General features: G+C 27.8%; 20 protein-coding genes. 13 read left to right on the forward strand and 7 right to left on the reverse strand.

The features are described 5' to 3' along the window. The first annotated feature begins 10 nt into the window (after window positions 1-10). Window positions 11-367, forward strand: a complete 357-nt coding sequence (rplT, locus tag CKV87_RS00370; RefSeq protein ID WP_004510117.1) for a 50S ribosomal protein L20 — start codon at window positions 11-13, stop codon at window positions 365-367. A gap of 72 nt (window positions 368-439) precedes the next feature. On the opposite strand, the gene CKV87_RS00375 is transcribed toward rplT, so the two are convergent. The 7 genes from CKV87_RS00375 to glmM all read right to left on the reverse strand — a co-directional run bounded on the left by CKV87_RS00375 (window position 440) and on the right by glmM (window position 7162). After that, window positions 440-1636 (reverse strand): rhodanese-like domain-containing protein, encoded by a 1197-nt coding sequence (locus CKV87_RS00375; RefSeq protein ID WP_012011980.1) that lies wholly within the window; start codon window positions 1634-1636, stop codon window positions 440-442. Next, complete coding sequence (locus CKV87_RS00380) at window positions 1620-1856, reverse strand: hypothetical protein (protein ID WP_012011981.1); 237 nt, start codon at window positions 1854-1856, stop codon at window positions 1620-1622. Before CKV87_RS00380 ends, CKV87_RS00375 begins: the two co-directional genes overlap by 17 nt. A gap of 9 nt (window positions 1857-1865) precedes the next feature. Continuing rightward, window positions 1866-3335, reverse strand: coding sequence for an NAD(P)/FAD-dependent oxidoreductase (locus CKV87_RS00385; RefSeq protein WP_012011982.1), 1470 nt, complete (start codon window positions 3333-3335; stop codon window positions 1866-1868). 80 nt (window positions 3336-3415) lie between these two features. Then, window positions 3416-4018 (reverse strand): molybdenum cofactor guanylyltransferase MobA, encoded by a 603-nt coding sequence (gene mobA / locus CKV87_RS00390; RefSeq protein WP_012011983.1) that lies wholly within the window; start codon window positions 4016-4018, stop codon window positions 3416-3418. Next, window positions 4018-5298, reverse strand: coding sequence for a 3-isopropylmalate dehydratase large subunit (gene leuC / locus CKV87_RS00395; protein WP_012011984.1), 1281 nt, complete (start codon window positions 5296-5298; stop codon window positions 4018-4020). Before leuC ends, mobA begins: the two co-directional genes overlap by 1 nt. A 68-nt stretch (window positions 5299-5366) precedes the next feature. Beyond that, on the reverse strand, window positions 5367-5831 hold the full coding sequence (lspA, locus tag CKV87_RS00400) for a signal peptidase II (RefSeq protein WP_012011985.1): 465 nt from the start codon (window positions 5829-5831) through the stop codon (window positions 5367-5369). Then, on the reverse strand, window positions 5828-7162 hold the full coding sequence (glmM, locus tag CKV87_RS00405) for a phosphoglucosamine mutase (RefSeq protein ID WP_012011986.1): 1335 nt from the start codon (window positions 7160-7162) through the stop codon (window positions 5828-5830). Before glmM ends, lspA begins: the two co-directional genes overlap by 4 nt. Before the next feature lie 83 nt (window positions 7163-7245). Here glmM and rpsT point away from each other — a divergent pair, with 83 nt between their 5' ends. From rpsT to CKV87_RS00465, 12 genes are all read left to right on the forward strand, one after another. After that, the gene (gene rpsT, locus CKV87_RS00410; protein WP_004510127.1) at window positions 7246-7506 is read left to right on the forward strand and encodes a 30S ribosomal protein S20; all 261 of its coding nucleotides are present in this window, start codon (window positions 7246-7248) and stop codon (window positions 7504-7506) included. A gap of 3 nt (window positions 7507-7509) precedes the next feature. Continuing rightward, on the forward strand, window positions 7510-8577 hold the full coding sequence (gene prfA / locus CKV87_RS00415; protein WP_004510128.1) for a peptide chain release factor 1: 1068 nt from the start codon (window positions 7510-7512) through the stop codon (window positions 8575-8577). Between the two features lie 20 nt (window positions 8578-8597). Further along, window positions 8598-8786, forward strand: a complete 189-nt coding sequence (locus tag CKV87_RS00420) for a DUF1653 domain-containing protein (RefSeq protein ID WP_012011987.1) — start codon at window positions 8598-8600, stop codon at window positions 8784-8786. A 75-nt stretch (window positions 8787-8861) separates the two neighbouring features. Beyond that, a complete protein-coding gene (locus tag CKV87_RS00425; protein WP_012011988.1) occupies window positions 8862-9917 on the forward strand; it encodes a substrate-binding domain-containing protein in 1056 nt (351 codons plus the stop codon). A gap of 69 nt (window positions 9918-9986) precedes the next feature. Further along, window positions 9987-11717 (forward strand): GGDEF domain-containing protein, encoded by a 1731-nt coding sequence (locus CKV87_RS00430; protein ID WP_012011989.1) that lies wholly within the window; start codon window positions 9987-9989, stop codon window positions 11715-11717. Between the two features lie 31 nt (window positions 11718-11748). Then, on the forward strand, window positions 11749-12705 hold the full coding sequence (gene pstC / locus CKV87_RS00435; RefSeq protein ID WP_012011990.1) for a phosphate ABC transporter permease subunit PstC: 957 nt from the start codon (window positions 11749-11751) through the stop codon (window positions 12703-12705). Beyond that, window positions 12702-13886: a phosphate ABC transporter permease PstA gene (gene pstA / locus CKV87_RS00440; RefSeq protein WP_012011991.1), complete on the forward strand. Its 1185-nt coding sequence runs from the start codon at window positions 12702-12704 to the stop codon at window positions 13884-13886. The genes pstC and pstA overlap by 4 nt, the downstream gene beginning before the upstream one ends. Window positions 13887-13901: 15 nt before the next feature. Beyond that, complete coding sequence (gene pstB, locus CKV87_RS00445; RefSeq protein ID WP_012011992.1) at window positions 13902-14672, forward strand: phosphate ABC transporter ATP-binding protein PstB; 771 nt, start codon at window positions 13902-13904, stop codon at window positions 14670-14672. After that, window positions 14672-15340 carry a phosphate signaling complex PhoU family protein gene (locus tag CKV87_RS00450; protein ID WP_012011993.1) on the forward strand — a complete coding sequence of 223 codons (669 nt, stop codon included), beginning with the start codon at window positions 14672-14674 and terminating at the stop codon, window positions 15338-15340. The genes pstB and CKV87_RS00450 overlap by 1 nt, the downstream gene beginning before the upstream one ends. Before the next feature lie 23 nt (window positions 15341-15363). Continuing rightward, window positions 15364-15768 carry a phosphate-starvation-inducible PsiE family protein gene (locus CKV87_RS00455; protein ID WP_012011994.1) on the forward strand — a complete coding sequence of 135 codons (405 nt, stop codon included), beginning with the start codon at window positions 15364-15366 and terminating at the stop codon, window positions 15766-15768. Next, window positions 15758-16435 (forward strand): response regulator transcription factor, encoded by a 678-nt coding sequence (locus CKV87_RS00460; RefSeq protein ID WP_012011995.1) that lies wholly within the window; start codon window positions 15758-15760, stop codon window positions 16433-16435. The genes CKV87_RS00455 and CKV87_RS00460 overlap by 11 nt, the downstream gene beginning before the upstream one ends. Next, a complete protein-coding gene (locus CKV87_RS00465) occupies window positions 16429-17814 on the forward strand; it encodes a sensor histidine kinase (RefSeq protein ID WP_012011996.1) in 1386 nt (461 codons plus the stop codon). The genes CKV87_RS00460 and CKV87_RS00465 overlap by 7 nt, the downstream gene beginning before the upstream one ends. The last annotated feature ends 75 nt before the right edge of the window (window positions 17815-17889 follow it).

Below are 17889 nucleotides of genomic sequence, written 5' to 3' on the forward strand. Positions count from 1 at the left end.
AAGGAAAAATATGCCAAGAGTAAAAACTGGTGTTGTAAGAAGAAGAAGACACAAAAAAGTATTAAAAGCTGCTAGAGGATTTTTTAGTGGTAGAAGAAAACACTTTAGAAAAGCTAAAGAACAATTAGAAAGAAGTCTTGTTTATGCTTTCAGAGATAGAAGACAGAAAAAAAGAGACATTAGAAAATTATGGATCATAAGAATCAATGCAGCTTGTAGATTAAATGATATTAACTATTCAAGATTCATGAATGGATTAAAATTATCTGGTTTAGAGTTAGATAGAAAAATCTTAGCTGATATGGCTATGAATGATTCTGCTGCATTTGCATCTTTAGTAGCAACTGCTAAAGCAGCACTTAAATAATAAATTTGCAAAATAATAAAAAAGGGAAGGTTTTTTAGCCTTCCCTTTTTTTATTTATAAATAGTAGAAACTTTATTCTAAAGGCTCATTTACATCAATTTTACAATTATTACCTTTGCAAGTGATATTTGCATCAAAGTAATAAATCTCGCTCATATCATACTTATTAGAATTCAATTTCATCCAAGCTTCTAGTGATCTTGAACCAGCTGTACAATGAAATACAATAGTTTTATTTTTAGGTAGCTTTTCATATAACTCTTTTGCACTTAATTTACCTGCTTCAATATTTATTGAACCTTTTATATGACCATTCTTGAACTCTTGCTCATTTAAAATATTAACTATTTGAATATACTCAGGAACTTTATTTTCAAGAATTAATGCTTTTAGCCATTCTCCATCTACACTACCTTGATCTTTTCCTAGTTTTAGTCCATTTTTACTGAATTCATCTTTTTTTATAGATGTTTGTGCATTTTCATCTTTTGAAGCTTTTGCAAAAGAAGTTGTTTTTAATCCAGCTTCTTTCCATGCTGGAAGTCCTCCTGCATAAACTACAACATTTTTATAACCTAAAGCATATAATTTATTTGCAACTATATTTGATTTTTCACAATTGAATCCACTACAAAAAATAAGGATTTTTTCATCTTTGTTTATAGGAAATCTTCCTAACAATTTCTCAAAATCTGTGTCAGGAACAGAAATAGCTCCAATAATTGTTTCTTGTAAATATTTAGCAAAAGGTCTTGGATCTACAAGTAAAGCACTATTATTTTCTTGATATGCTTTTGTAACAATAGTATCTACTTCTAAATAGTTTTTTGTTGACCATTCAGGTTCTCCTGCACTATAAATCTTTATATTTTTATGCCCTTTTTCTTTTAACTTTTGAGCAACAATAGGACTTTTTTCACAAGAATAACCTCCACAAAAAACAATTAGCTCTTTGTCTTTAGGAATATCGCTAATTGCTTTATAGTATTCATCAAAATTTGTATCAGGAATATTGTAACTTGAAGGAATTGTTCCTTTTTGATATTTTAAAGTAGGTCTTGCATCTATTAAAATAGAAGAGGCAGAACTTCTATTTCCTAAGCCAATAGATTTTTTTACATACTCATAATCTACTTGCTCTAAATTATACTTTTTGATTAAATCATAAACAGCTTTTGTAGGCTCTTTTAAATTTAATTCATCTTGTGCCCAAACACCACTTATTGCTAAAAAAGAAGCTAGAACAATGTTTTTAATTACTTTTCTCATGATTTTTCCTTTTAAATAGTTTGATAACCAATCTTGGAATTGATAAAACAATATAAATAATGCTTGCAAAAACTAAAGGATGAAAAATTCCAAATCCATAAGCTGATGAATTTGGAAAGTTTTTTATGTGAGTTAAAGGGTAGTTTATAAACTCTTTATAGTGCATTGTTATTGTTAACACAATTAAAATCACTATAAAGATAATTAACTCTTTTTTCAAAAAGTTTTCCTATGCTCTACCACTTAACATACCGTGCATTGTCATAGGTTTTAGTAAATAAACTTTTAGTAACCACCAAATATATCTTTCTTGCGTTGGATCAAGTGGGAATGATGGAGTTGGTTTTGCTGTCCAGTCAAATTCAGCAAGCATAACTTTACCTATATCAGTAATTAATGGACAAACTGTATATCCTGTATATTTAGCTGTTGGTTCTTTACCTTCCATAACTGAAATAAGGTTATCAACTAATACTTTATATTGTTTTCTTACACTTCCTCCAGTTTTCCCCATAGGTACAGCTGCGATATCTCCAATTGCAAAGATATTATTATATTTTACGTGTTGTAGAGTTTCTTTATTTACTGGAACCCATCCTTTACTTGAACCTATTTCTGAGTTTCCTATTTCATCTGGAGCTTTTTGAGGTGGAGTTATATGTAAGAAATCAAAAGGTACATCAATATTTTGATGTTTAGTAATCATTTCATACTCTTCTAAATCTTTATCAAAAGCACCTTTTTCTTGCCAATATTTATCAAATGTTGCTATTTTTTTATTTATATCAACAGCAATTAAATTATGATTGAAATTCCATTTCATATCTCTTGCAATAAATTGTTTTTCAATAGCATCTGCATACTCTTTAACACCAAATAATTTTCCACTATCAGCATAAAAATTTAGTTCAGCGTTAGCTCTTGCTTTTGCTTCATTTAATCTTGCGTTTGTTAGATACATAACTTTTTTAGGTGCACCACCACATTTTATAGCTGTATTTGGGTCTGTGAAAACACCTTTTACTTTTTGCCCATCTTTTGCTTTTTGAATAAATTTTTGCATTTGAACCCACATTTGTTCAGCAGAATCTATATTATAAACTGAAGTTACACCACTATCACCAAATACTTTTAATATTTTTGATGCATCACCTACACTGTAAGCATCCCCTACTTCTTCTAGTCCTTTAATTGCACCATAATTTAAAACAATTCCAGCTGCTACAATTAAAAAATCATAAGATAAAACTTCACCAGATTCTAAAGTGATTTTATTTGCTTCAGGATTAAAATCAACTGCTTTATCTTTGATTAGTGTTACACCTTTTGGTAAATAATCTTTTGTATCATATAAAAGTTCATCTTTTGAAGAATAAACTCCTGAAGCTAATAATGTAGTCGCTGGTTGATATGAAACTGATTTAGGATTTGGTTCTATTATTGTGATATCAGGTTCAGCTAAAGAGTTTACTAATCTAGCAGCAGTAGAAATTCCAGCTAATCCACCACCAACTATAACAATTTTTGCTTTTGCCTCACTTGCTTTTGCAATAGTTGCTGCTTCAGATTCACTTCCTCCTAATAAAAAGGCAGCTCCACCTAAACCTGCAACTTTAAAAGCTTCTCTTCTTGATAATCCAGTTTTTTTTATCTCAGCATCAAATATTTCTAAAGCTTTATCAAGCTCATTCTTTTTCATTCTTATTTCCTTAGTCTTATAAAATTTATAACTAAAGATAACAAAAAAGATATAATAATAAACTTATAAATTGCTAGTATTTAGTTATAAGAATCATAATATTTTTTTATAAAACTCAAAGATTCTTCATATTCCTCTTTTTTATTAATATTTATAAACTCTTTATCATCATAAAAAGTTATTATATTTGAAGAGCTATTTCGTATTAAGTAGAATATTTTATGGATATCTTCATTGATCATTTGTTCTATTTTAAAAATTAAATTAGAAGAGAAAACACCACATAAATTATGAGTTTTTTCAGTTTGTGCAATAGTTATATCGCTAGTATTTGAATTATCAATTAGGGTTTTAATTGAATCTATTGAAACAAATGGACTATCAACTGTTATTATAAAAATATTTTGATTTGGAAGTTTTTTAAAAATAGAATAAAGAGCAAGAATTGGAGAATAAATTTCTTGATTTTCATCTAATATTAAATCGCTGGGATTTAAGAAGTCAAATTTATCTATTTTTGAAGATATATAAAGATTTTTAAAATAAGGTTTTAATCTTTTGTATTGATACTCTATTAAAGAGTTTGAAGAGCCAAATGGAAGAAGTGATTTATCTTCTCCCATTCGTGAGCTTTTACCTCCACTTAAAATAACACAAGGTATTTTAAATGGAATAATATTCATTATAAGCTTCTTGGGTCTGTAATATATCCAGAAATTGCAGATGCTGCAGCAACAGCACTATTTGCTAAATAGATTTTTGAACTTCTGCTTCCCATTCTTCCAACAAAGTTTCTATTTGTTGTAGAGATACATACTTCGTTATCTCCTAAAATTCCCATATATCCACCTAAACATGCTCCACATGTAGGATTTGAAACAACTGCACCTGCATCAACTAAAGTATCAATATAACCTAGTTTTGTTGCTTCTCTTAATATTTTTTGAGTTCCTGGCGTTAAGATAAGTCTTACATGACGAGCAACTTTTTGTCCTGCCAAAATTTCAGCAGCAATTTTAAAATCACTTAATCTTCCATTTGTACATGAACCTATAAATACTTGGTCAACTTTAATATTATCAGAAACTGCTTGAGAAACTGAGTGACCATTTGATGGTAAATATGGATATGCAATAACTGGTTCTAATTTAGCAACATCTATTTCAATTACTTGACAATAATTTGCATCTTCATCAGAATAATGAATTTTTGGTTCAGCTCTTAATCCACCATTTGCCTCACCTACTTTATCTAAAAACTCTTTTGTAATTTCATCGTAAGCAACGATACCATTTTTTGCACCTGCTTCAATAGCCATATTACATAAAGAGAATCTATCATCCATTGATAAATATTGGATTGTATCACCTGTAAATTCTAAAGCTTTATATAAAGCTCCATCAACACCTAAAATTCTAATAATTTCTAAGATTAAATCTTTTCCAGTTACAAATGGTGCTGGTTTACCTTTGAATATAACTTTGATTGATTCTGGAACTTTAAACCAGTTACCACCAGTAATCATTCCAAATGAAATATCTGTTGAACCCATACCTGTACTAAATGCTCCTAAAGCACCATGTGTACATGTGTGAGAATCTGCACCAATAATTACATCACCAGGAATTACTAAACCTTTTTCAGGTAAAAGTGCGTGTTCAATTCCCATATCTTTTTCATCAAAAAAGTTTTTTAAATTATGTTTTAAAGCAAAATCTCTAGAAATTTTTGCTTGATTTGCACTAGCTATATCTTTTGCTGGGATAAAGTGATCTAAAACTATTGCAAAACCATCTGGATTTGCTAGTTTTTCAAAACCACCCTCTTCAAATGCTCTAATTGAAATTGGAGTTGTAATATCATTTCCAATTACCATATCGATTGGACTTCTTACGATTTCTCCCGCATAAACTTTTTTCCCTGCATGTTCACTAAAAATTTTTTCCGTTATTGTTTGACCCATATTTTTTCCTAATATATTTTTAGACTTTGTCTTGGATTATATCGAAATTTATTTAAAGCTATTCAAAACTAAGATTTTATCTCTTTATCTTTTTTTGATTGTCTTAGCTGTTTATAGATGATTATCACTACTGCTAAATCTATTATTACATCTGCAAAATTAAAAATTGCAAATTCAAAACCATAGTGCCAATAGAAGTAATCAACAACTGCACCATAAGTAAATCTATCTAAAATATTTGATAAACCACCTGCATATAAAAGTGCAATTGGAAGGTAATATTCTTTGAAGACATCTCTGTTTTTCAGTAAATATAAAGTTGCTAGTATCACGATAACTAATTGGATATATTTTAGATTTTGATCTAAAAATGAAAACATAGAGAAAGCTACACCATAGTTATATGCAAGTTTTAAAGACATATATGGTCCATCAACATCCCAAGCTAAATTTGCAAATCCAAACTTAACGATTTGGTCTATTATAAAAACAACAACAAAGATTGTTGTTGCTAGTTTTAGCTCTCTTCTCATAGGGCTTTTTTGAAAAATGCAATTAGTGTTTGCATTGCATCTTCTACATCTTTTTTATTTTTACCTTCAAGTAAAAGTCTGATTTTATTCTCTGTTCCAGAGTATCTGATCAAATCTCTTAAACCTTTTTGTCTAATTGGTTTTAAAACTTCTTCTAGTCCAGTGATTTGTTCTAAAGGAATTTTTTCCGTAACTTTCATATTATGTAAAATTTGAGGATATAAACTAAATGGATTTAAAATCTCACTTGCTTTTTTACCTGATTTTATAATTAGTGCTAAAACTTGTAAAGCAGAAGCCAATCCATCTCCAGTTTTTGCAATATCAGAGAAGATTATATGTCCACTTTGTTCTCCTCCAAAATTTATACCTTTTTCTTTCATAACTTCTAAAACGTATTTATCACCAACATTTGATCTAAATAAAGAAATTTTATTTTTTTGTAAATAATCTTCTAATGCTTTATTTGACATAACTGTCGCTACACAAGCATCACCTTTTAAAAGATTTTCATTTTTTAAATAAACACTCAGCGCTCCAAGAAGGTTATCTCCATCGACAATTTCACCTTTTTCATCAATCACAACCAATCTATCAGCATCACCATCAAGTGCAAGTCCAATATCAGCTCGATACTCTTTTACTAAATTAGAAACAGTTTCAGGATGCATTGCTCCACAATTTTCATTTATATTGAAACCATTTGGTTTATTGTTGATTGTTATAACATCTGCGCCAAGTTCTTCTAAAATTGTTGGACCTACTTTGTAAGCAGCACCATTTGCACAATCAAGAATTATTCTTAAACCTTTTAATGTTAGATTTTTCGGAAAAGAGCTCTTTATTGCAACTATGTATCTTCCAATAACATCATCTATTCTTTTTGAAGAACCAATATCTCTACCAGTAACTTGTTCGCTTTGCATTAAATCCATATCATTAAATATGTTTTCGATTTCTTCTTCACAAGTTGTATTTAATTTATTTCCATGATTATCGAAAAATTTTATACCATTGTCTTCAAAAGGATTGTGTGAAGCACTTATCATAATTCCAGCATCACATCTCATACTTTCAGTCAAATATGCAATTGCTGGAGTGGGCATTGGTCCTATTTGTATAACATCATATCCAACAGCAGTTAATCCGCTAACAAGGGCATTTTCAATCATATAGCCACTTCTTCTAGTATCTTTTCCTACAAGTATTTTATTTGTTGTAGAATGCTTTCTAAAATAAATACCTGCAGCTTTTGCTAATTTTAAAACAGTAATAGCATCTAAAAAATCACCTGCTTTTCCTCTAACACCATCAGTTCCGAATAGTTTCATTAAATCTTCCTAAAATTAAACTCAATTTAAGTTATATTGGGTAATATTCTATCCTTTAAATTTTTACAAAGAGGTTAAATAAAATGGCAAATCATAAATCTTGCGAAAAAAGAGCTAGACAAACGGTTGTTAAGACTGAAAGAAATAGATTCTACAAAACAAGAATCAAAAATGTTACAAAAAGTGTATTATCTGCAGTAGAACTTGCTGATAAAGAAAAAGCTGTTGAAGCTATGAAAGCTGCAAATCAATATTTCCACCACTGCGTTTCAAAAGGTATTTTGAAAAAAGGTACTGCTTCTAGAAAAGTAAGTAGATTACAATTAAAAGTAAACGCTATATAATTAATGTTAAAAGACAAACTTCAACCATTTATCAATAGATTCGAAGAAATCAATCAATTATTGATGTCTTCTGAAATAACTAGTGATATAAAAAGAATGACTGATTTATCAAAAGAACAATCAAGCATTCAACCTATTGTTTCTAAAGCAAAAGAGTATATAAAAGTACTTGAAGATATCGAAGAAAATAAGCTTATGTTAGATGATCCTGAACTTGGTGATTTAGCAAAAGAAGAATTAAAAGAGTTAGAAACAAGAAAACCAGAATTAGAAGAAGAGATAAAAGTTCTAATGATTCCAAAAGATCCAAATGATGATAGAAATATCTATTTGGAATTAAGAGCTGGAACTGGTGGTGATGAAGCTGCTATATTTGTGGGTGATTTATTTAGAGCTTATTTAAGATATGCAGAAAACAATGGTTGGAAAGTTGAAATAATGAGTTCAAGCGATAGCGAATCTGGTGGTTATAAGGAAATAGTTATTCTTGTAAAAGGTGACCATGTATATTCAAAATTAAAATTTGAAGGTGGTACACACAGAGTTCAAAGGGTTCCTGCTACTGAATCTCAAGGAAGAGTTCACACTTCAGCAATTACTGTTGCAGTTATGCCAGAAGTTGATGATGTTGAAATCGAAATAAATGAGAATGATTTAAAAATTGATGTTATGAGAGCCAGTGGAAATGGTGGACAATCTGTAAATACTACAGACTCGGCTGTTAGAATCACTCATATTCCATCTGGTATTGTAGTTACTAACCAAGACCAAAAATCTCAACATAAAAATAAAGATAGAGCTTTAAAAGTTTTAAAAGCAAAACTTTATGAAATTGAGATGGAAAAGAAAATGGAAGCAGAAGGGGCTACAAGAAAAGAACAAGTAGGTACTGGTGATAGAAGTGGAAGAATTAGAACATATAATTATCCACAAAATAGAATTAGTGACCATAGAATAAACTTGACTTTATATAGACTTGATTACATCATGAATGATGGTTTATTTGGTGAAGTAATTGATCCTCTTATTGCTGATCATCAATCTAAACTTATCGAAGCTAATGGATTATAAATCTATTAGCTTTTTTTTATATGATAGAACTAAATACAACTTATATTCACTACAAAAATAAAAAAACTTATATCTCTTTAGATTTCTGCAAAATACAAGAAAATGATGTTTGGGTAAAAGCAGTTATTTATAAACCCCAAGATAACGAAGAACTTTTCGTAAGAACTTATCAAGAATTTCAAGAAAAATTTATTAAACAAACAAATTAACTACTTTTTACAGTAACCAAAATGTAATCAACAGTTATTAAACTTCCAATGTATAAAAATTTATTGGAGATAAAAATGACTTTCAAAAAAACATCTATGGCTTTAATAGCAAGTGCATTATTAACAACTACATTAAGTGCAAGAGATCAAATTAAAATAGTTGGTTCATCAACTGTTTATCCTTTCTCATCTTCAGTGGCTGAAGAATTTGGTGCAACAACAAAATTTCCAACTCCTGTTGTAGAATCAACTGGAACTGGTGGTGGAATGAAACTATTTTGTGCAGGAGTTGATTTAAATACTCCAGATATTGCAAATGCTTCGAGAAAAATGAAAGATAAAGAGTTTGAAACTTGTAAAGAAAATGGTGTTACAGATATAACTGAAGCATTAATTGGATTTGATGGTATTGCTATTGCACAATCAACAAAAGTAAAAAGTTTTAATGTAACAAAAGAGCAATTAGCTTTAGCAGTTGCTGAAGAAGTTCCATCAAAAGATGGTAAAACATTAATTAAAAATCCATATAAAAAATGGTCAGATATTGATGCATCTTTACCTAATAGAGAAATTATTGTTTATGGACCACCAAAATCATCTGGTACAAGAGATTCTTTTGAAGAGTTAGTATTACAACACGTATTTGAAAAAATGGCAGTATATACTGATTTATTTAAAAAAGATGAAAATGCTAACAAAAAATATAAAGCATATTCAGTTATAAGAACTGATGGAGTTTATGTAGAATCTGGTGAAAATGATAATTTAATCGTGCAAAAACTTACAAAAAATGAAGCTGCAATTGGTATTTTTGGATATTCATTCTTAGCAGAAAATAAAGATAAAGTTTTAGGAATTACAGTTGATAATATTTCACCAACAGTTGAAACTATTGCAAGTGGAAAATATCCAGTTGCTAGATCTATGTATTTTTATATCAAAAATCAACACTCTAAAGATGTTCCAGCTTTAAAAGAGTATACAAATCTTTTTATGTCTGAAAAAATGATAGGTGATGATGGAATTTTAAGTGAACTTGGACTTATTCCTTTAACAAGTGATGTAAGAAGTAAAGCAAGAAATAAAGTTCTAAATAGTGAAAAATTAACAATAGAAGAATTAAAACACTAAAACAAAAAATAAAAAGAAGTTATAACTTCTTTTTATTTACTCTTTTTAAAAATTTCATTTAGGAAACTCATGCCAAATTGGACTGAAATAATAGAAAAATTAGATTATGCTTTTCAGCCTATAATTTACTCTCACAGTGGCAAAATTTATGCTGTAGAAGCACTACTTAGAAATGTTAATGAAATACCAGGATTGATGAGTATTGATGACTTATTTGATTTAGCATTTAATGATGATTATTTATATGAATTGGATTTACAGTTAAGAGAAAAAGCAATAAGCAAATTTGGAAAAATAAAACAAAGCAATTTGAAACTTTTTTATAATTTAGACAATAGAATAATTTATAACAAAAACTATTCTCAAGGAAATACTGCAAAAATACTAAAAAAGTATAACTTGAACAAAGATAGTATTTGTTTTGAATTAAGTGAAAAAGGTACAGCAATAGAGCAAAATGCTTTATCAACAATGTTACAAAGATACAAAGAAAGTGGTTACAAAATAGCTATTGATGATTTTGGAATAGGTGTTTCAGGACTTAAACTTTTGTATTTTAGTGAAGCACATATTATAAAACTTGATAGATTTTTTATTACAAATATTGACCAAGATTCTAAGAAAAAACTTTTTTGTTCTTCGATAATTGAAATGGCTCATATTATGGGAATGCAAGTAATTGCTGAAGGTATAGAAACAGCAAAAGAGTTTTATACTTGTAAGGATATTGGAGCAGATTTTATACAAGGATATTTAGTTCAAAAACCAACAACAAATATTGATAAAATAGAAAAAATTTATAAAAATATCTACTCTTTGATATCTGAAGATAAAAGAGCAAGTCAGAAAAATTTTATTGATGAAAAATTTATAGAAAATATTTTACCTTTAAATGTAAATACCTCTTTATATGATTTATTTTTACATTTTAAAGAAAATACTAAAAGTCATTTTGTTCCTATAACTGATGAATTTGGAAATTTTTTAGGAATAATTTATGAAAGTGATATAAAAAAAATATCTTACTCTCAATATGGTTTATCTTTAGCTCAAAATAGAACATTTTCCTCAACATTATTAAAGTATATAAAACCAGCTTTAAGTGTTGAAATCTCTTGGGGAATTGATAAAATACTAGAAATTTATAATCTAAATTCAAATAATTCTTTGGGAATATTTATAACATCTTCAGATAAATATATAGGATTTATAAATCTAAACTCTTTATTAACACTTTCTTATAAAAGAAATATTGAAATTGCTACAAATCAAAATCCTCTTACAAAACTTCCTGGGAATAATCAAATAGAAAAATTTATAGATAAAAGTTTTAAGAAAAATCAAAAAGATATAACACACATAATTTATTTTGATTTTAATGATTTTAAACCTTTCAATGATATTTATGGATTTAGACAAGGAGATAGAGCTATTTTAATATTCTCAGAACTTTTGCAAAAAAGATATTCAAAAGACTCTTTTATCGCACATATTGGTGGAGATGATTTTTTTGTTGGACTAAAAAATAAAGACAAAGAAGATGTATTTGAATTGACATCAAATGTACAAGATGAATTTAGAAATAGTGCAAAAAATATATATTCAAAAGAAGATAAAAAAAATGGTTTTATTATCTCAAAAGATAGATTCAATGAAAAAAGAAGATTTGAATTATTATCTGTTTCAGCTGCGATTATAGAGATAAATTCAAAATCTGATATTTCAAATTTTGATAACACTTTAAATATAGTAAAAAAAGCTTCAAAAAATTCAAAAAAACCAATCTATAGTATTTTGTAACTATTTTGTAATCAACTTGCTTTAGAATTTTATGAAAATTAGCATAAAGGCAAAAGGGTTGAATAGTTTTGAATCACGAAAAAAACAAAGAGAACTCAACGAAAAATTAATAAAAATTGCACTTATATTCGCAGCTGCAATCTCAATATTAACTACTTTTGGAATTTTGTTTTCAATTTTATTTGAAGCAATAGAGTTTTTTAAATTAAGAAGTTTCTGGTACTTTTTAACTGGAACAGTTTGGAGTCCAGGAGTTGTAGGAAGTCAATTTGGTGCATTACCGATTTTTGCAGGTACATTTGTAATAACAATTATAGCTTTACTTGTGGCAATTCCTATTGGTCTTGGAAGTGCAATTTATATGAGTGAATATGCAAGTCCAAAATTAAGAGATTATCTAAAACCTCTTTTAGAAGTTCTTGCAGGTATTCCAACTGTCGTTTATGGATTTTTTGCTGCTGTTACAGTTGCACCATTTGTTGTAAAAGTTGCAGCAATTTTTGGTTTGGAAGCTACATTTAACAGTGCATTAGCTTCAGGAATTGTTATGGGAATTATGATTATTCCTTTAGTTTCTTCACTTTCTGATGATGTTATAAAAGCAGTTCCAGATTCTCAAAGAAAAGCAGCTTTTGGACTTGGTATGACACATGGTGAAACTATTAAAAATATTGTTTTACCTTCAGCAATGCCAGGAATTATTTCAGCTTCACTTTTAGCTCTTTCACGTGCTCTTGGTGAAACGATGATTGTTGTTATGGCAGCAGGTTTAAGACCAAATCTTTCTTGGAATCCACTTGAAGATATGACAACAGTTACAGTTACAATAGTAAATTCTTTGGTTGGAGATTTTGAATTTAATTCTCCTGAAACTCTTTCTGCTTTTGCTTTAGGATTGATGTTGTTTATTGTAACTTTGATTTTAAATATGATTTCATTGTCAATGATAAGAAAATTTAAAGAAAAATATAAAGTGAATACATTATGATGAAAAAGAAAAAAAACAAACAAAATAATCCATTTTATGACCCAACATTAAAAAGTAGACATACAAGCGCAGCTAGATTTAAGAAATTTACACTTACTTCTTTAATATTTTCAATTGCATTTTTGGCTTTTTTCCTTTTTGATATGATTACTAAAGGAGTACCAGCTTTTAATGTTGCATATGTAAAAATAGATGTAACATTTAGTGAAAAATCTTTAGAAGATACAAGATTTGCTGTTGATAAAAAATATAAAGATATTGTATCAAGAGCTTGGCTTAGAGATATTCCAACTTTATTAAAACAAAATCCAGATTATATGAATACAACACAAAACCTTTGGGTTTTAGCTGATGATCAAGTTGACCAATATATAAAAAATCACAATAACAATCTAAAAGAAAAAGAGATTCTTATAGTAGATGAACTATATTCTCAAGGATTAATTGAAAAAAAATTTAATGCAATATTTTTCAAAAATGGTGATTCAAAAATACCTGAATATGCAGGAATCTTTTCAGCAGTTATTGGTTCGATTTTAACTTTGATTATAACAATGCTTGTAGCATTTCCAATTGGAGTTATGACAGCTATTTATCTTGAAGAGTTTGCAGGTGATAATAAATTTACAAGATTTATAGAAATAAATATTAATAATCTTGCAGCTATTCCATCTATTTTATTTGGACTTTTAGGGCTTGCAATATTTATAAACCTTTTTGGAATGCCAAGAAGTTCACCTTTAGTTGGAGGATTAACTCTAGCACTTATGACTTTACCAATTATAATAGTTAGTTCAAGAGCAGCACTTAGAGCAGTTCCTGATAGTATAAGACAAGCAGGATATGGTTTGGGATTAAATAAAATCCAAGTTACGCGAGATCACGTTTTACCTTTAGCATTTCCTGGGATTTTAACAGGTTCAATTATTGGTTTAGCCCAAGCAATGGGAGAAACAGCTCCTTTAATTATTATTGGAATGATTGCCTTTATTCCTGATGCTCCAACGATGGTTACTCAAGCTGCAACAGTTATGCCAGCACAACTATTTACTTGGGCAGGAATGCCAGAAGGTATGTATATAGAAAAAACAGCAGCAGGAATTTTGGTTTTATTAACAATCTTAATTTCATTAAATGCAATAGCAATTTATCTTAGAAAAAAATTAGAAGTAAAATGGTAAAAGGAAAAAATAAAAATGAATACAGATAATAAAATTAAAATAGATACAAAAAACTTAAATCTATTTTATGGCTCAAATCAAGCTTTACATGATATCAATGTTAGTTTATTTGAAAATAAAATCACAGCATTAATTGGACCATCAGGTTGTGGGAAATCAACATTTTTAAGATGTATAAATAGAATGAATGATTTAATTCCAATAGTTAAAATAGATGGTCAAATAATAATAGATAATAAAAATATTTATGACAAAGATGTTGATGAGGTGAGTGTTAGAAAAAAAATAGGAATGGTTTTTCAACAACCAAATCCTTTTCCAAAATCAATTTATGACAATGTAGCTTATGCTCCACTAAAACATGGAATTGTAAAAAAAGGTAAAGAGTGCGATGAGTTAGTTGAAAGTTCACTTATTAAATCTGGACTTTGGAATGAAGTAAAAGATAAATTAACACAACCAGGAACTTCACTTTCAGGAGGTCAACAACAAAGACTTTGTATTGCTAGAACAATTGCTGTTCGTCCAGAAGTTATATTAATGGATGAACCAACATCTGCACTTGACCCAATAAGTACTGAGAAAATAGAAGCACTTATGCTTGATTTAAAACAAGATTATACGATTATTACTGTAACTCACAATATGCAACAAGCAGCACGGGTTGCAGACTATACAGCATTTTTCCATTTAGGAAAACTAATAGAGTATGATATAACAGAAACTATTTTTGTTAATCCACACAATAAAAAAACAGAAGATTACATCACAGGGAGATTTGGATAATGTTAAAACCATATGAAACAAAATTACAAAATATTAAAGAAGAGATTCAACAAATTGGAGTATCAGTTATTGAAGCATTAGAAATTTGTCTAAAAGCTTTAAATGATAGAAGAATTGAAGATTTAAGCAATGTTGAAATTAGTGAAAAAAAGATTTTATTAAAATCAAATGAAATTGATAACATCATAGTTGGAACTTTAGCTTTATATTCACCAGAAGCAAAAGATTTAAGAAGATTGGTATCTTTTTTAAAGATTACAAATGAACTTGTAAGAACAGGTTCAAATGCAAAAGATTTTGCAAAAATGTTTAAAAAATCTTATTCACAAGATTTGGATACTGCCATTATTTTAGAATATGCAATTCCTCTTTTAAAATCAGCACTATTGTCTTTACAAACAGCAACTTCTATTATTGATGAACATGATGAAAAACAAATCGAAGAAAAATATCATAGAGTTGTTGTTGAAGAGAGTAAAACTGATGATTTATATTTGATGATAGAAAAAAATATTTTAAAACTAATTACAAAAAAACTTGATTTGTCAAAAGAATATTTTGATATTTTAAGTAGTTTAAGAAGATTAGAAAAAATAGCTGATCGTGCTGTTTCTATTGCAAAATTATTGCAGTTTGCTCAAGTAGGTGGAGATATAGTTCAATCATAAATTCTTTATGATATAATTTTTTTATGAAAAAAGCTATAAACAAAATCTCAAACTACTTTAGTTCAAACTTTGAAGTTTTAGTTGCAACAATTATCTTTTTATCGATAATTGTTGCTGGACACGATTTTTATAGAGCAATTATTCTAATGTTAGAATTTATTGTTATTATGGAAGTTGTAAAGATGATCTCCGATTTTATAAAAAGAGAAACTTTAAGACTTAGATATGTTCTTGATATTTTTATAATATTTTTAATTCGAGAAGTTATTATTTTATCTGCAAACAAAAATAGAGATTATGTTGATATAACATTTTTGCTTTTTGTAATCTTTATATTTTTTATATTTAGAATTCTTGCTATTAAATACTCTCCTGGACCAAAAGATGAGAATGAAAAAACAAATAAAGTTATAGAAAATGACGAATAACAAACTTATTTTAATTATTGAAGATGAAGAAGATATTTTAGAACTTCTTGAGTATACATTACAAAAAGAGGGTTATGAAACTATTGGATTTTTGTCTATTGATAAGAATGTAAAAAAAGTTTTAGATGAAGAACAAATAGATTTGATATTAATGGATAGAAATCTACCAAATATTGAAGGTACCACTTTTATAAACGAAATAAAAAAAGAGGGTTATGTAAATCCTGTTATTTACCTAACTGCAAAAGATAAAGATGAAGATATTTTAGAAGGTTTTGAGTCTTATGCTGATGATTACATCACAAAACCTTTTAATGTAAAAGAGTTATGTGCTAGAGTAAAAGCCGTAATAAAAAGAACTTCAAAAGAGCTTGATATTTTAAAAGTAAAAGATATAGTTTATAATGCTTCTAATAAAAAATTTTATATTGAAGATAAAGAGATAGATTTAACTCACCTTGAACATGATTTACTTTTAGAATTTATTAAAAATAAAGATATTTTGATGACAAGAGAACATCTGTTAAATATCGTTTGGCAAGACTCTTTTGATAAAAAAGAGAAAACTGTAAATGTTGCAATCAAAAGATTAAAAGCCAAAATTGATCCTGATGGAACAAAAAACTACATTCATTCTGTTAGAGGCGAAGGTTATATTTTTTGTTAAAAATTCATCAACTATTTTTACGAACTTACTTTACTATTTTTGTCGCAATTTTAGTAACTTTGACTTTAGTTACTTATTTTTGGGCAAAAAATCTATATATAAATCAAATAGAAAAAACTCTTAGTCAAAATATTGACACTTTGTCTATTGTCTTAAAAGAGCAAAATAGTTTATCTCATATAAAAAATATTGTAAGAGATTTACATAGTGAATTAAACTTACGAATTACTATAATAGACGAACAAGGTGAAGTAATCGCTGAAAGTGATGAAAATCTAGCTTTTATAAAAAATCATGCTAATAGACCAGAAATAATTCAAGCTAAAAATGTAGGTTTTGGAAAAGATAAAAGAAACTCTGAAACTGTAAAAAAAGAACTTTTATATATTGCAAAAAAATTTGAAATAGATAATGCTATTTATTTTATTAGAATGGCAGATTATACAAATAAAATTGCTGATAATTTTATGAAATTAACTATTGAAATTTTTATGTATATTACATTTTTTCTAATAATTGCATTTTTAGCAACATATTTTATAAGCCTTAAAATCAAAAAAGAGACTGATACTATTTTGTACTTTCTTACTCAACTCACAAATAAAAAAAGTTTAATTCCTTTGCGTTCAACTTATACTTATGAGTTTTATAAAATCACAAAATTATTAAATAAAGTTGCCATCAAATTATCAAAAAAAGATAAACAAAAGTCAAAACAAAATGCAAAACTAAAACTAGCAAATAGACAAAAAGATGAGATAATATCCGCAATCTCACATGAGTTTAAAAATCCAATTGCCATAATTTCTGGATATAGTGAAACTATTTTAAATGATAAAGATATGCCAGAAGCTATGAAGAGTAAGTTTTTAAATAAGATATATTCAAATGCAAATAAAATGTCACATATCATTGATAAATTAAGATTGACATTAAAATTGGAAGAGGGCAAACAAGAACTGCTTTTAGTTCCTTGTTCTATGAAAAAAATAGTAGAAAATTGTGTGAGTGATTTAAAAGATAAATATAAAAATAGAGAGATTGTAATAAAAGGGGAAGATGTTTCAATAAAGGTTGATGAAACTTTGATTTCTATGGCAATTGCAAATTTAATAGAGAATTCATTAAAATACTCACAAAAAGAGGTTGTTGTCGAGCTTTCAAAAGAGTATATTTGTATTATTGATAAAGGTATTGGAATAGAAAAAAAAGAGTTAGAAAATATCAATCAAAAATTTTATAGAATATCAAATAATGGATGGAATAATTCTTTGGGATTAGGATTATTTATCGTTCAATCTATCTTAAATCTTCATAGTTTTAAACTCGAAATAGAGTCGGAAATAGATAAAGGCTCTAATTTTTATATAAAATATTAATTTACACTTAATTTAAGTGTTTTTTAAGTATTACTTCACTAATATTTCAACTCATTAAAAAAGCGGAGAAAATAA

Origin of the sequence: Aliarcobacter butzleri, assembly GCF_900187115.1 — a bacterium.
In the GTDB taxonomy this organism is placed as follows: Bacteria; Campylobacterota; Campylobacteria; order Campylobacterales; family Arcobacteraceae; genus Aliarcobacter; species Aliarcobacter butzleri.

Excerpts from the sequence above, each read along its gene's own strand:
- rplT (WP_004510117.1), top strand. The coding sequence starts at position 11 with ATGCCAAGAGTAAAAACTGGTGTTGTAAGAAGAAGAAGACACAAAAAA.
- CKV87_RS00375 (WP_012011980.1), bottom strand. The coding sequence starts at position 1,636 with ATGAGAAAAGTAATTAAAAACATTGTTCTAGCTTCTTTTTTAGCAATA.
- CKV87_RS00385 (WP_012011982.1), bottom strand. The coding sequence starts at position 3,335 with ATGAAAAAGAATGAGCTTGATAAAGCTTTAGAAATATTTGATGCTGAG.
- mobA (WP_012011983.1), bottom strand. The coding sequence starts at position 4,018 with ATGAATATTATTCCATTTAAAATACCTTGTGTTATTTTAAGTGGAGGT.
- leuC (WP_012011984.1), bottom strand. The coding sequence starts at position 5,298 with ATGGGTCAAACAATAACGGAAAAAATTTTTAGTGAACATGCAGGGAAA.
- lspA (WP_012011985.1), bottom strand. The coding sequence starts at position 5,831 with ATGAGAAGAGAGCTAAAACTAGCAACAACAATCTTTGTTGTTGTTTTT.
- glmM (WP_012011986.1), bottom strand. The coding sequence starts at position 7,162 with ATGAAACTATTCGGAACTGATGGTGTTAGAGGAAAAGCAGGTGATTTT.
- rpsT (WP_004510127.1), top strand. The coding sequence starts at position 7,246 with ATGGCAAATCATAAATCTTGCGAAAAAAGAGCTAGACAAACGGTTGTT.
- prfA (WP_004510128.1), top strand. The coding sequence starts at position 7,510 with ATGTTAAAAGACAAACTTCAACCATTTATCAATAGATTCGAAGAAATC.
- CKV87_RS00420 (WP_012011987.1), top strand. The coding sequence starts at position 8,598 with ATGATAGAACTAAATACAACTTATATTCACTACAAAAATAAAAAAACT.
- CKV87_RS00425 (WP_012011988.1), top strand. The coding sequence starts at position 8,862 with ATGACTTTCAAAAAAACATCTATGGCTTTAATAGCAAGTGCATTATTA.
- CKV87_RS00430 (WP_012011989.1), top strand. The coding sequence starts at position 9,987 with ATGCCAAATTGGACTGAAATAATAGAAAAATTAGATTATGCTTTTCAG.
- pstC (WP_012011990.1), top strand. The coding sequence starts at position 11,749 with ATGAAAATTAGCATAAAGGCAAAAGGGTTGAATAGTTTTGAATCACGA.
- pstA (WP_012011991.1), top strand. The coding sequence starts at position 12,702 with ATGATGAAAAAGAAAAAAAACAAACAAAATAATCCATTTTATGACCCA.
- pstB (WP_012011992.1), top strand. The coding sequence starts at position 13,902 with ATGAATACAGATAATAAAATTAAAATAGATACAAAAAACTTAAATCTA.
- CKV87_RS00450 (WP_012011993.1), top strand. The coding sequence starts at position 14,672 with ATGTTAAAACCATATGAAACAAAATTACAAAATATTAAAGAAGAGATT.
- CKV87_RS00455 (WP_012011994.1), top strand. The coding sequence starts at position 15,364 with ATGAAAAAAGCTATAAACAAAATCTCAAACTACTTTAGTTCAAACTTT.
- CKV87_RS00460 (WP_012011995.1), top strand. The coding sequence starts at position 15,758 with ATGACGAATAACAAACTTATTTTAATTATTGAAGATGAAGAAGATATT.